General features: G+C 57.1%; 10 protein-coding genes, 4 tRNA genes and 1 pseudogene. 2 read left to right on the top strand and 13 right to left on the bottom strand.

Annotated features, from left to right (window positions below; translation table 11 throughout):
• Positions 1-79: 79 nt before the first annotated feature.
• The 3 genes from Q0X28_RS02120 to Q0X28_RS02130 form a co-directional block, all read right to left on the bottom strand.
• Positions 80-153 (bottom strand) — tRNA-Phe (locus Q0X28_RS02120).
• Between the two features lie 19 nt (positions 154-172).
• Positions 173-249, bottom strand: a tRNA-Asp gene (locus tag Q0X28_RS02125).
• 1 nt (position 250) lies between these two features.
• Positions 251-326, bottom strand: a tRNA-Glu gene (locus Q0X28_RS02130).
• Between the two features lie 152 nt (positions 327-478).
• Here Q0X28_RS02130 and Q0X28_RS02135 point away from each other — a divergent pair.
• A tRNA-Lys gene (locus Q0X28_RS02135) sits at positions 479-551 on the top strand.
• Positions 552-636: 85 nt separating this feature from the next.
• Here the strand turns inward: Q0X28_RS02135 and Q0X28_RS02140 are convergent.
• The 5 genes from Q0X28_RS02140 to Q0X28_RS02160 all read right to left on the bottom strand — a co-directional run bounded on the left by Q0X28_RS02140 (position 637) and on the right by Q0X28_RS02160 (position 9482).
• Positions 637-3906 carry an error-prone DNA polymerase gene (locus tag Q0X28_RS02140; protein ID WP_298576033.1) on the bottom strand — a complete coding sequence of 1090 codons (3270 nt, stop codon included), beginning with the start codon at positions 3904-3906 and terminating at the stop codon, positions 637-639.
• A 91-nt stretch (positions 3907-3997) separates the two neighbouring features.
• A complete protein-coding gene (locus Q0X28_RS02145; protein WP_296238994.1) occupies positions 3998-5023 on the bottom strand; it encodes a sucrase ferredoxin in 1026 nt (341 codons plus the stop codon).
• A 67-nt stretch (positions 5024-5090) separates the two neighbouring features.
• Positions 5091-6644, bottom strand: a complete 1554-nt coding sequence (locus Q0X28_RS02150; RefSeq protein ID WP_298576036.1) for a DNA polymerase Y family protein — start codon at positions 6642-6644, stop codon at positions 5091-5093.
• A 956-nt stretch (positions 6645-7600) separates the two neighbouring features.
• A complete protein-coding gene (locus Q0X28_RS02155) occupies positions 7601-8134 on the bottom strand; it encodes a lysophospholipid acyltransferase family protein (protein ID WP_298576039.1) in 534 nt (177 codons plus the stop codon).
• Positions 8135-8234: 100 nt separating this feature from the next.
• Positions 8235-9482, bottom strand: coding sequence for a glycosyltransferase (locus Q0X28_RS02160; protein WP_296238988.1), 1248 nt, complete (start codon positions 9480-9482; stop codon positions 8235-8237).
• Positions 9483-9655: 173 nt separating this feature from the next.
• Between Q0X28_RS02160 and Q0X28_RS02165 the strand changes: the two genes are divergently transcribed.
• Entirely contained in the window at positions 9656-10303 is a 648-nt protein-coding gene (locus tag Q0X28_RS02165; protein ID WP_298576043.1) for a class I SAM-dependent methyltransferase, read from the top strand.
• Between the two features lie 183 nt (positions 10304-10486).
• Here the strand turns inward: Q0X28_RS02165 and Q0X28_RS02170 are convergent, their stop codons facing one another.
• The 5 genes and pseudogenes from Q0X28_RS02170 to Q0X28_RS08565 all read right to left on the bottom strand — a co-directional run bounded on the left by Q0X28_RS02170 (position 10487) and on the right by Q0X28_RS08565 (position 13647).
• The gene (locus tag Q0X28_RS02170; protein WP_298576046.1) at positions 10487-11080 is read right to left on the bottom strand and encodes a nitroreductase family protein; all 594 of its coding nucleotides are present in this window, start codon (positions 11078-11080) and stop codon (positions 10487-10489) included.
• Positions 11081-11243: 163 nt separating this feature from the next.
• Positions 11244-11627, bottom strand: coding sequence for a winged helix-turn-helix domain-containing protein (locus Q0X28_RS02175; protein ID WP_298576049.1), 384 nt, complete (start codon positions 11625-11627; stop codon positions 11244-11246).
• 22 nt (positions 11628-11649) lie between these two features.
• Positions 11650-11907, bottom strand: a complete 258-nt coding sequence (locus Q0X28_RS02180; RefSeq protein ID WP_053961670.1) for a hypothetical protein — start codon at positions 11905-11907, stop codon at positions 11650-11652.
• Positions 11904-13558 (bottom strand): annotated as a pseudogene (gene kdpA, locus Q0X28_RS02185) (potassium-transporting ATPase subunit KdpA). The gene Q0X28_RS02180 and the pseudogene kdpA overlap by 4 nt, the downstream one beginning before the upstream one ends.
• On the bottom strand, positions 13555-13647 hold the full coding sequence (locus tag Q0X28_RS08565) for a potassium-transporting ATPase subunit F (RefSeq protein WP_053961671.1): 93 nt from the start codon (positions 13645-13647) through the stop codon (positions 13555-13557). Before Q0X28_RS08565 ends, kdpA begins: the two are co-directional and overlap by 4 nt.
• Positions 13648-14014: the final 367 nt, after the last annotated feature.

The following is a 14014-nucleotide window of genomic DNA, read 5'->3' on the forward strand; positions in this document are numbered from 1 at the left end:
CGCGACCTCCGCCGTGACAGGGCGGCGCGCTAACCAACTGCGCCACAGGGCCATACGAAAAAAGCTGCCGATGCAGCAGTGGCCAGGGCCGGGATCGAACCGGCGACCTTCCGCTTTTCAGGCGGACGCTCATACCGACTGAGCTACCTGGCCTTAGTAAGACGATGACGTCTGGCGACCCTGACGGGACTTGAACCCGCGACCTCCGCCGTGACAGGGCGGCGCGCTAACCAACTGCGCCACAGGGCCTTGGTACCCCCAACGGGATTCGAACCCGTGCCGCTGCCGTGAAAGGGCAGTGTCCTAGGCCGCTAGACGATGGGGGCATCTCTCTATTACTAGAGCGAGACTAAGCCTAAGGGATAACTACCGGTTTCTGCAAAACCACTGGTAAATCCGTTGCATTTAGATGTTATTGCGACAGTATTCATACTGAGTTTCGTCATTGGCGATGTTTCTACTAGATTATTAGCTGCAAGCCCCTATAGCTCAGTTGGTAGAGCTACGGACTTTTAATCCGCAGGTCTAGGGTTCGAGTCCCTATGGGGGCACGCACAGAAACCCCCGGGTGGACAGCATTCACTGCCTCCACCTGGGGGTTTTCGTTTGCCACCGGGAATGTGCAGCGCAACTGCTCTACCGGAAGTCGCGGGATGGCATCGCCCATCCAACATCGAGCGGTTCAATCTTGTCAGCCACGATGCTCACCGCCCCCTCCGCGCTATCGACAAGACCACGCACCACCAGTGCTGTCGATTGCGTGAGGATAGCCCGGTATCGTTTCCATAATCCCGCGGAACAAATGACGTTCATGAGCCCTGTTTCGTCCTCCATGCTGAGGAACGTCACTCCCCCTGCAGAAGGGGGACGTTGCCGGTGAGTGACCACTCCGGCAACGCGGACTCGCTGCCCATTAGGTTGTGCCAGCAGGTCGCGTGCACAGGTCACTCCTTGTTCCGTGAGACTTTTCCGCAGGAATACCGTGGGGTAGGCGGAGATACCAGTACTGGCATAGTCCGCCATGGCAATTTCCCACGCACTCATTCCGGGTAGATGTGGTGCAGTGGTGACGGTAATGCCTGGTAAGTAGGCAGGGTGTGTTTGCGCTTCCAACCCGGCACGCCACAGCGCCTCGTGTCTTCCTGCACCCCCCCGCTGCTGGGTGAGACAGTCTAAAGCTCCCGCAAGCGCCAGGGATTCCACCTGCTCGGTGGTAAGTCCGGCGCGCAGGACCAGGTCTGCGATGGAGGTGAAGGACCCGCCTTCCTGCCGAGCAGTAACGAGACGGCGGGCAGGGTCTTTTCCGAATCCGCGTACGGAGGTGAGTCCTAGCCGCAGCTCCTCACCGTGTTGCTCACAGGTGGCCTCGACGTCACTGTGGTGGATGTCGACAGGGTGGACGCGCACACCGTGGCGTTGGGCATCCTGCACTAGCGATTGTGGGGAGTAGAAGCCCATCGGTTGGCTACGGAGGAGAGCGGTGCAGTAGATGGCGGGATAGTGACATTTGAACCAGGCCGAGTAGTAGACAAGGGAGGCGAATGATTGCGCATGACTTTCGGGAAAACCGTAGGCAGAGAATGCTTTCATCTTCTCCCAGAGACGCTCGCCAATCTCGCGCGGGCAAGGTTGCCAGTCCGGTTCTGCTAACGGCCCAGGCGTCTCCCCAGGAGCGGCTCCGATACCGTGCCGTTCCCGCATCCCTGCGAAAAAGCGCGCCTTCATGCGTTCCATTCTTTCTACGGACCGTTTGGAACCAATGGCACGTCGTAGCTGGTCTGCTTCTCCCCCGTTAAATCCTGCTGCAGCCTGTGCAATTTCCATGAGTTGTTCTTGGAAAAGTGGGATACCGAGGGTCTTCCCGAGAGCTGCTTCGAGACAGGGATGGTCAAAAGTAACGGGTTCGCGTCCGTTGCGGCGACGAATGTAGGGGTGGACGGAATTGCCTTGGATGGGCCCCGGACGCACAAGTGCGACTTCGACGACAAGATCGAAGAAATTACGGGGGCACAACCGCGGCAGTGTGTTCATTTGTGCCCGCGATTCCACTTGGAAGACGCCCACAGTATCTGCTTGTTGCAGCATGCGGTACACGGCAGGGTCATCCATGGGGATGTCGGTGAGTTCCTTATCGTCCTCTTTTTCCTCTTTGAGGAGATCGAGGCAGTGCCGGAGAACTGTAAGAATGCCGAGCCCGAGGAGGTCAAACTTGACGAGTCCTACTGCTGCACAGTCGTCTTTATCCCATTGCAGGACGCTGCGACCCGGCATTCTCCCCCACTCGACAGGAACCACGTCGGTGACGGGTCTATCACAGATCACCATGCCACCGGAGTGAATACCCATGTGCTGTGGCATGCGGCGGAAGCCTGCGGCCAGACTCTGTACCAGTGGCGGGATACCAGTACAGGGATCGAGGTCCCGTTCGGTGGCGCGGAGGATGGAGTAGAGGCGGCTTACTTTTTTACTCCAGGCGTCTTGTTGCCCCGGAGAATATCCGAGGGCACGGGCAGCATCACGCACTGCGGACCGCCGGCGGTAAGTGATGACGTTAGCAACTTGTGCAGCGTTGCGACGTCCATAGCGCTGGTAGACGTACTGGATGACGTCTTCCCGCCGCTGCGACTCGATATCCACGTCAATGTCTGGTGGGCCGTCCCGCTCCGGGGAGAGGAAACGCTCAAAAAGGAGGTGGTTGGCAATAGGGTCGACGGCCGTGATACCGAGACAGTAGCAGACGGCAGAGTTGGCGGCGGAGCCACGGCCTTGACAGAAAATATGGTGCTCCCGACAGAACTGGACAATATCGTTGACGATGAGGAAGTAACCGGGGAAGTCGAGTTGACGAATAATCTCGAGCTCATACGTGATTTGCTGTAGAGCCGCCTCTTCCACGTCTTTTCCGCGATAACGCCGCTGCGCTCCCGCTAGGGTGAGAGCACGCAGGTAGCTATTTTCATCCTCGCCGGGCGGGACCGGGAAAGGCGGCAACCCCGGCGAGACAAGATGCAGGTTAAAAGCACACTCTGTGCCAATGCGAACAGCAGTGGCGAGAGCCTGCTGATGTGGCCCCGCTAGAGTGGCCATCTCCTGGGGAGTATGAAGGAACGCAGCTCCACCCGGATGAATGTATCCAGCATTCTCTTCCACTGTGCGGTAGGCACCCAGCGCCTGCACAGCGGCAGCAGTTCTCCCTTCACGGGGTGTTCCCATCGCAGGACAGGAGGTGGCGATATAGGCTACGGGCGGCTGATGATTCTCACAGATTTCAACGAGTGCATCATTGCGTTCACATTCTCCCATTCGCCCGCTATACACGAGTTCTACCAGGATATTGTCTGCTCCATATCGTGTTATACAGCGGGTGAGTTCTGCTGCTGCAGCGCTAATGCCAGAACTGTCGAGCGCCTGTCGTAGGAGACTGCCGGGCCCCCCAGTAAGGACCCAGCAGTGCCCCGCACGCACAAAGTCGAGAAGCTCCGACTGATCGTAGTGCACATGATCTTTATCACCCGCCCGCAAATACGACTCCCCGATGAGGTGGGAGAGGGCACGGTAGCCGTCGACATCGCGTACAAGGATGGGGACGATTTCAGCAGTAGGGTCGTCTCGCTGGTGCGTACTGCTAAGGGTGAGCTCCGCCCCGAAGGCGGTACCAAGGGGAGAACGGTGAGGGAGGAGACCTGCCTGCATATCGTCGGTGAGGTCGCGCACAGTTTCCGCTACTTGGACGGCAGAGTAGAGGCCGTCACGTTCGAGGAGGGCGATAGTGCTGAGCCCCGCTTTCCACGCGGTCTCCACCATATGTTGAGGGGTGGCGGCACTGTGGGAGAAGGTAAAGGAGCTGTGTGCATGCAGCTCGGCATATAGCGTGGTGGGACACTGTGCCGAAGACTGCGGACCCATATGTCACCCTCCTTCTCATAATCGAAACTATGTTCGAATAGTATGCCGAAGGTGTAACACATTTCAACGAAAGGAACCCAGCGCTAGCGCGCTACTCTGACACTTCGTGCAGCGAGTACAGCTGCCAACTCCAGCACGGCTTGGGGCTGGCCCCACAACTTTGCGGGCGGGGTGGTAACTGGACAGTCCGCAGCACCACATTCCACACCCGTCCCTCGGGATGGATGACGCGTACCTCTGCCTCGTCTCCCCCACGTGGCAGTGTCCTCTTTACCAGCGTCGTAGCCTTCAACAAACCAGGAGTGAGTAGCTGGGATTCTCGCGCCAGAACTTGCGCAACCACCAACTCGGCCGCCTGCGCGGGAGCGTCAAGAGACGTCCGTCCCCGCAGTTTAGTGAGGTCAATGTACCCTTGACGGGCTGCACTAGCGACTGCGATGGCCTCTTCCGGGGTAAGTCGGCCGTACATATAATTCCCCGGCAGTGTCATGAATGCCGGGGCGAAGCGATGCCCAGCGATATGAGAAATTTCCCAGAGCGCCGGCTCTTCTCCCCAGTGTTCCCGGCTGTATTTATCGAGGGCATCGGCCACGGGGCGTCCATTGATGGCGCAACACCGGTCTCGCTTGCCATGTGTACACACGACGGAAATAGAGGTACAGCGAGTACACCCATAGAGAGCCGGTGACAGGGGGTTCCACCGCAGAATATCCCGCAAATGGACAATGCTTCCCGTCCACAGTTCGGGGATGCCGTCGAGGGAAAGGGAAATGTAGACACGTCGTTGCTCGATGTCGCAGTGTCCCTGACGTCCGTGCCGGCGGATGAAGGCAATCCGCATGCCATAAGTGTCGGCATAGTCTTTCAATGCTGCACTAACCTCAGGTAGAACTGTTTCACCATCAAAAATATCGTGGCTCCACGCGCCTGTGTGCTCAATGAGAATCCACCCATGCGCAACAAAGGGGGCAGTTCCGGGGAGAGGCTCGTCGGCATAGCTAGAGCAGCGCACCAGGGCGCCAGTAAGGGGGGTATCCGTAGTTGTCTCGCACTGTTCTACAGCGGAAATCACCGGCGGATCGACGTGGTCGAAACAGTTCGGGGCAGAATCCGCCATCAGACCTCCTTTAACGTCCCTTCCCGCTACACACTGACGGGGAGAGAACTTTTCTTCTTGTAGTTTCTCAGTACTCTCCTTCGATGTACCACCTCTTTTCTCGAATCACGAGAAGAAAAAGTTCATTTCTACTGGTCTGAACCTGAATACGCGCACAGCGAACAGGCTCGTCCTCCCACCATTTATCGTCAAAAGTCCACGGACCCGCCCAATTCGTAATGGCAAAGAGGCGCCCCTGATCCTCCAGATAGGCGGGGGCAGCCGTCATCACGCCTCGTCCCGTCACTCCAACACTGTGTCGGGAACTATCGAGGAGAGTGACGGGTCGCTGCACAATAGTAGCGGGGAGTGGGCACAGCATCTTACCCTCCCATGGGGCAGCAGCGCATTGCTGCTGGCGGACAGTGGGGGCATCTCCATAAGGCACCCACGAGACTGCGTCGTTGGGTCCCCATCCTCCGCTGGGAACAGCACTGAGCACGTCATTTTCTCCGAGCATCCCTTGAACACGGGTAAGGCACCGGCGACGCGTCATTTCTCGATCGCTGACCCCACTCCACAGGTCTGGCTGTTGATGCCCGGCTCCCACCACATCGAGGGGACGCATCCACAGCTGTTGCAACCCTGCAGTGAGAGTGCCCGAGGTGAGCCACCCCTCCAGCTGCCATCGCATCCGGTCGGCCATGGCGGTGGAGCTGAGCGGTTCACTACACCGCCATGTGCGCACCAGTTCCACTCCGTCTGTAGTACAGGCTCCCACCTCTACTGTGTGGCAGCAGAGGTCTTGGGCGACGAGTCGTTCATGCAGCTGTACCGCGAGGCGACGCGCAAGGAAAGCAGCCTCGTCGATACGACAGAGGGGCGGCTCGCAGGTGTGTTGGACGGTGGAGTTCACTTCTGCGGGGTGCGGAAGGACTGCACGAAGCGGCTCACCGCAGGCCATGCAATGAATGTCTCGTGCATCATTTCCGAAGCGCTGCACAACATCGGGTCTCGGCAGGTGAGCAAATTGACCCATCGTCTGCACACCCATGCGCGCCAACATCGCCGCCATATGGCACCGTTGCGAAAAGAACGGCAGAGCACTTTCTTCTGCCAATACATGTATTGGCAGATTATGGAGGAAATGGGAGGTCTGCCCCGCTGTCACCAGTACACTCCGGGGAGCCGCCCATACTGCGGCCTCCATGCTATCTGCACTGCCCACCAGACACTCCACCCCAGCCTGCTCCATCTCGGTGGCTAACACCTCGCAGGCTGCTTCCTCTCCCCCGTAGAAGGACGCCACACTCCGGGAAGAAACCACAATGAGCCCGGGGCGTAGCACTTCCATATGGGGGGTGATGGTATCGCAGCGCTGTATGACCGGTTCAAACCAGCGAGCGTCACGGTCATCATTATGTGCAGCGAGAAGCGCTTCTGGGCAACGAGAATGAGCATCCCGCTGGCGCATACCCACCTGAATGCCGTACTGCCGTGCGCGCGCGTTTGCCGCCGTCACCTGATAGTTATCGACAATAACAACGGGAGTAGAGAGGTCCCTCTCTGTATCGAGCAACAGTGCGGTGGCCGGCCAATCGGGAAAAAGACAGGCAATAACGCGCTGCGATTTACCCGACATGCTGCCACTCCATCAGCTCCCCACCCGCTGGGTGAAGCCGCTGTACTGGTTGTTGAGCACCATATCGGCTCCGCCCGATGCTCCACTGATACCGTTGTGTTTGCTGATACCTTCGCGACACTGCCACATCTAACGTGACAGTGGAGATACGGCCGTACCCGTGCTGTAATCCGTCTGCCGACGCTGGGCTGGTATGAATAGCCAAAGATACCTGCGGCCACACACAATCCACTGCTATGAGAGTGCCCGCAGAATGCCGCAGAGAACTTTCATAGGTGCGGCATCTCCGGGGTGTGGGAGAGAAATCAGCAAAGTCGGCGACCACAAGATCGAAACCAGCTGCGAGGATCATACAGAGGCCAGCCACATCACTGCCGGGATGCGGTACCCAGATGAGATTGGAGCTACACGCTCCCATTTCCACAGCCGCAGACCACCCCACTGTAGGAAAACCCACAAGGGCTACACTGTGGTCCACGCTGGCAGCCGCTACCACCCCCAGTAACCCCTGCCGTGAGCCACTCAGGCAGGACACCTCCCCGCGAGGAATCCCCTGCGGTCCGAGCATCTCTGACCATGGGGCTGCCAGTCCAAGCGTGTTATCGGCAGGATCGTACGAGAGTCCCGTCACCGCTTCAGACAAGGCCGAGGTGGCCGCAGCAGCAGATGCTGAAGGGTGCCCTACCGGAGAAGTACCAACAGATGAACCGGCCCCTTCTGAAGCAGTGAGGCGGTGTCGCGATGCGCCTTCCAACACCGTCATTCGTTGCCGCAAAAACGCAATTGTCTCTGCCCGGGACATTCCCTCTACAGCGTCACACATTGTCGTCTCAACCTGCGACGATGTTATAGCATGCACGTTCTCCACCCCTCCTCTCCAGACCTTTTCTCGATGCTCATATTAGAACATACTTTCGAAAAGAGAAGCAGTCAAGGAATAAGGAAGGAGAGGAAAATTAATTCGCAGCAGCCATCCGAGTGGACATCATTTGAAAAACTTGGTCCCGCAACGCCGTTACTGCCGCCACATACTCCTCTTTGACAGGAAGGGGCGGAGGGTAGACCGGCGGCAACACTTCTACGCGCATGCCACGCCGCAGATCCCCCCACCACATTTTGCGGGTTTCGGGAACCGCCACAATAGGAAGAATGGGGACCTGCTCCGTGATCGCCACATGGAATGCGCCCTTATGGAAAGGCTGCAGCTCTTTCTCGAAGGGACGGAGATTACCCTCCGGGTAAATCACTACCGATTTCCCCTCATTGAGCAACACTCCCAACTGGGCATTAAACAGCTCTTTGCCGCCTTCCCCTCCGACAACACCCACCACATCCCAGAAAGAGAGAATGCGGCCCGCTACCGGCAGGGAAAAATTCTGCGCTTGTGAGGTAAACCAGAGACGACGCGGCCACAGTGCCCACACGGCGAACGCCGCGTCGAGGTAGTGTGTGTGGTTGCAGACCACGATTCCACCGCGATGTTTCGTCAATCCACGAAAACGCATCGCGTTAGAACGCCCGATAAGCCGCACACGCGTCAGCAGTCGGAGAACCCCCACCGTCGCAGGCCCAAAAGCAAAGCGGAAAATATTATCTTTGATGCTGCTCCACAGCCGCATACAACATTTCCTCCATCTTCCGGCCACACTCAGCCATCCGATAGCCATTCGCCGATTCTGCATAAACCTTCGACATCTGGATACGCTGCACCGGGTGCTCAATCCAGTAGTCGATCTGGCGCGCCAAGTCGCGCGGATCATTATTGATAAAGAGGCTACGCTCATCGAGCGCAAATTGCCGAGTCGCAGACTTCGGAGAATTTGCGATGAGAGGGACTAAACCCGTTGCAACAGCCTCCAAACAGGAAATGGCTTCAATCTCCACCGAAGCGGTATGCACATACAAATCGCACGAGTGCATCAGTTTGAGCAGCTCATCTTGCGAATAGTAGTGAATACTGGGAGGGTGGGGCAGCACACTTCCCATGCTCTGCAGCATCTTCCGATCCGCTCCGCCCCCAGCGAAGAAGATGCGAATGTACTCCGCGTAGCGAGAGAGCTGCACCGCACGAATAAGAACCTTCTGGTTCTTTTCAGGAGACAGCCGTCCCACCATCAAAATGTCGAATGTGCCCTTATAAAGAGGGAAGACACGACGATCTGGAACCGGCGGATGGAACCTGTCTCCCACCCCGTTAGAAATGACGACAAATTCAGCGTGCTTGTCGTACCCATTGGCGACCAGCTGTTCCTTAATGAATTCGGTGGGACAGTGGATAAAGGGGAACGAGTCGTAGAAAATCTCGTACAGAACTTTGTATACACGGTTAGCAGCCCAGTCCACCCCCTGCAGACGCGGGCTGATGTTGTAGGTAATGTTTTCCGGCTGGATATGGAACGCGGCAGTAACGGGAAGCCCCATCCGTTTAGCAACGCGCACACCCACTTGCTCCAGCATCATCGGCATGAAGAAATGCACTACGTCGGCATCTTCAAAAGCCTCACGCAAGGTCGAGATCTTGGGAGTGCCGAACACAAAGCTTTGCTTCTTCGCGAATCGATTTACCACCGGAATATGGAGCTCGCGAACAACATAACGATCCTCTAGATCGTCATCAACGTCATCCCCCAGTTGTCGCACGTGCACCTTCGTGGAATCTTCATCCCCCGACGCTGCTATGTTCTTAGTACCTGCGGAAACAACGCGGACTGTGTGTCCCTGAGAGCGAAGCTGCGCACACATCCGCCGTGCTGACGTGACAATACCGTTCTTCTCAACGTCAAACATGTCCGTCACAAAGACAATGGTGAGGGGACGACGTTCAGATGACCCCATCATCGCTCCTTGCAGTTGTACTAATAATGTGGGAATGCTTCTTATACCCTACCTGTATCGGTAAAATTCGGAAGAAACAAACAGTGTGACTCAGCTAACTCAACTGGAATAACGGTGGTGCACGAGATGTTGACCCAGATAGGGGAACCTAGTTCGAACTGAGGAAGCGTGATTTTATGAGCATCCCGGCTCCAACTGCACAATATGACAACCTTGTTTCCGACTACGATCAATGGTTCGTTGATAACGCCGCCATCGTGGCATCAGAATTCAACGCCCTGCACCAAGTCCTCCCTGATTTCGACAATGCCCTTGAAATAGGCGTCGGCACTGGCTTTTTCGCAAAAGAGCTGGGCATTCAGAACGGTATTGACCCTTCTACAAAGATGCTCGAGCGCGCCCGTGAGCGTGGTATCCGCGTAGAACAGGCGAGCGCCGAGGACCTCCCCTATGGCGACAACACTTTTGATGCCGTCTTCTTCATTACCGTGGACGGCTACGTCGACCTTCCCACCGCTCTGGCAGAAGCCAAGCGCGTTCTCACCCCCGACGGCACACTCGTAATAGGCATGCTCGATTGGGACACCCCAGTAGGCACAGAGCGCCGTGCCAGCCACGCAGATAGCCCCTACTTCGCTGGCATCTCCTTCCACAGCTTCGCAGATATGGTGGCAGCCCTCCAGACTGCCGGCTTCACCGTGGAAAATACACGCCAGACCGTCTTTAGTTGGGCAGATGACCTCAGCAATCCCCACGACCAGCAAGAAGTGCGAGAAGGTTTGGGCGACGGCTACTTTGCAGTACTGACCGCACGTATCGCATAGCGCCTCAGCCGCGTCGCAGTACGCCGCACCGTAACGCGGTAACTCCGCCAGTGCGGCTCTACCGCACTAAGAACGCCTTCACAAGCGTCGCCGCCCTGATAAACACAGGGCGGCGACGCTTTTATGATGACAATGCGGTAAAGAGGCACCTCTCAGAAGCAGCTCTCTCTACCTGTAGCGCAGCTAGCGCTGCACCCAGACACGCTGGGAAACATCCTCGCCTTCCTTGGGCTCCGGCTCAGCGGCGATACCCCCGAAGGGGGCCTGCGCGACCAGTTCCCACGCCCCCGGGGCACCCGTCACCTCTCGAATAGCCTCATCGATAACAGGGTTATAGTGCTGTAAGGAAGCGCCTACGCCGACGCTCCGCAGCGCGGCCCAAATATTGAACTGCAGCATGCCATTAGCCTGGTTAGCCCAGATGGGGAACTTATCGGCGTAAAGCTCATACTGTGCCTGCATGGATTGAATGGTGGACCGGTCAATAAAGTAAAGAATGGTACCTGCACCAGCGGCGAAAGAGTCAATCTTCTCGCGGCTCACTTTCCCCTCGAAAGCATCATAAATGGCGTCCCACACCTGCTGGTTCTTGTCACCGAAGACAACAATGGCGCGGGCGCTCTTCTGATTAAACGCATCGGGAGTCAATTCCGTAAGCTCTTCCACGAGCGAGATAACGTCGTCTTCAGAGACGGGAAGGTCCGCATTCAGCGCGTAAATGGAGCGGCGGTTGGTAATAACGTTTTTAAAGGCCTGGTAATCGTTACTAAGGGTCATAATGATGAAGTCCTTCAGAGAATCATATCTTGTACGGTCACCCATGACGACCAATTACCCTCCAATAACATTCCCGCAATAAGGAAATACTCACCCCTCCTGCGGAGACCACTCTTCACCGCCCCACAGAAATCCCCCCCCCACCTGCGCGCGCCATCTCGGCCTAAAGGACGAACCGATAACCTGCACCCAACTCAGTCACAAAATATTGTGGCTGCGACGGCTCCACCTCCAACTTCTCCCTAATCTGCTTGATATACACCCGCAGATGGTTGTTCTCCTTCGTATAGTTCTCCCCCCACACTGCCCGCAGCAATTCCTTCTTCGTCACCAAACGCCCACGATGCCGCACAAGGAACATCACCATCGCCAGTTCGTGCGGAGTCAGATGCACCCGCTCCCCCTCACACGTCACCACCTGCCGCGCCACATCAAACTGCACACACCCATCTTCCGTCTCCACCACCGTCTCCACCACCGACTCCGCCGGCTGCTCAAGCCCTGCCCGACGCAACGCTGCCCGCACCCGCGCCAACAACTCCCCCACCCCAAAAGGCTTCGTGATGTAATCATCCGCCCCCCACGAGAAACATCACCGGTGTCTTGTAGAGAGAGCGGGGATCCATCTTCTTGAGCGCGAGCAGGATGGCCTCCCCCACCTGCTTGAGAGTGAGCCCAGAACGCGCCTGTTTACGCTGCTTACGCTGCGCATCTGATGCCGTCGCATCACCTGGAACGAGAGAAGGGTGATTCGACTGCGGTGCGTCCACAGCTGATTGCGCGAATACCGCTGCGTCAGTGGACGACGTACTGCGTGGAGAGGTCATAGAACTGCCTCCAAGATCGGTCCAAGCACGAGAGTGGGAAGGAAGGTCAACGCCCCCACGATGAGGGCGACACCAACCGTGATACCCACAAACTGTGCTCGATGAGTGGGAAGGGTACCGGCAGTCTCAGCCGCCTGTTTCTGGGCGGCAAAGGAACCTGCCAGACCCAGCACCATCAACAGAGGAACAAAACGCCCCAGGAACATCGCTACGCCTAAAGCGGAGTTGAACCACATCGTGTCCGCACCCAGGCCAGCAAAAGCAGACCCATTATTGTTCGCTGCGCTAGTGAAGGCGTACACGATCTCGCTGAACCCATGCGGGCCAGAGTGCGACAACGCCTCCCGCGTATCGGGGAGCACGGCAGAAATGCCGACACCCGCCAGTACCAGCGTAGGCATGGTGAGGATATAAAGACTGACCTGGGTAATTTCGCGGGAGCGAATACACTTGCCCAAATACTCGGGAGTGCGGCCAACCATCAGGCCACAGATGAAAACGCCCAAAATAACCACCACGAGCATGCCATAAAGGCCCGAGCCGACACCGCCGGGCGAAATCTCCCCCAGCATCATGTTGACCATGAGGGCTGCCCCGCCGAGCGGCGAATAGCTGGAATACGACGAGTCCACTGCGCCAGTAGATGTGACGGTGGTGGTGACGGCAAAGAATGCAGACGGGATAACCCCCAGCCGCACCTCTTTACCTTCCATCGCCCCACCAGCGGCAACCGCGGTATGCAGCTCTGCCGCAATAACGCAGGCAAGCGATGCCACATAGAGCACCGCCATTGAGGCCAGCACTGCCCAGCCTTGCCGCTTATCGCCCACCATCAACCCGTACGTGCGGGTGAGAGAGACCGGAATGAGAAGAATGAGAAAAACCTCCAACATGTTGGACCACATGGTGGGGTTTTCGAAGGGGTGGGCAGAATTGGCATTGAAGTAACCGCCGCCATTCATCCCCAGTTCTTTAATAGCTTCCTGCGACGCCACCGCACCCCCGGGAATAGTCTGACTACCCCCCGTAAAAGTCTCTACCGTGTGCGGGGCCGCAAAGTTTTGAATAACACCCTGGGTGAGTAACAGCACGGCGACGACCGCCGCGACAGGCAGCAGTATGCGGAAAATTGTGCGGGTGACATCCACCCAGAAATTGCCGATGAGGCCGTCACCGGACTTATTGGCGAGACCCCGCATGAGGGCCACGGCGACACTAATACCCACCGCCGCAGAGGCGAAGTTCTGCACAGCCAGGCCAGCCATCTGCGTCAGTTGGCTCATGGCTTGCTCGCCGGAATATGACTGCCAGTTCGTATTTGTGACGAAAGATACCGCAGTATTCCATGCTTGATCGGGGTCAATGGCGTCCACCCCGTGCGCAAGGGGTAACCACTGTTGGACACGTTGCAGCAGGTAGAGAAAAAGGAGAGAGACAAGCGAAAAGCCGAAAACGGAGGTGTGGCGTAGCGCATCCAGTTTTGGCGTCCGTCACCGTTGACACCAATGACCCTGTATAGGCCGCGCTCTACCACGGTGTGATGGTCGCTCTGGAATACCCGCGCCATGTAGTTGCCGAACGGCAGATACACCGCTGCTAGGGCAGCAAGGACGAGGATGACGGGGATCCACCCCGCGAGAGAAGAAGTCATGAGAACTTCTCCGGATTCACTAGGGCGATGAGGAGGTACACCAGGGCTGCCAGCCCAAGCACAGCTCCTACAATGAGCTCCCAACTCACAGCTTGTCCACCGCCTTCACCCCAAGATGAAGAAGCAGAAAGCCACCAATAGTGAAACCGACGAAGACAATGTCAAGTAACATGAACTCCATTGTTCATGCTGTGGGAGGGCAACTCCGCATGCCTTAACGCTTTTTTAACGCCCCACTCTGCATACACGTCACCCCACCTAGCCAGTCAATGCAGCGTAGGGCCAGATGGGGTGACAGTGGTCTAAAGAGAGTGTGGAGAGAGGCTCCCACTACTCCCACTCGTTGTTGGGCATCGTGTTTAACGGATTTTGCTTCATAAATTTGATACCTCATTTTTTTGATTATTTGATGTGTCCATATTATCCAGCCTATACGATGGGCTGTTATCAAATTGT

Source organism: uncultured Lawsonella sp. (assembly GCF_947252745.1).
In the GTDB taxonomy this organism is placed as follows: domain Bacteria; phylum Actinomycetota; class Actinomycetes; order Mycobacteriales; family Mycobacteriaceae; genus Lawsonella.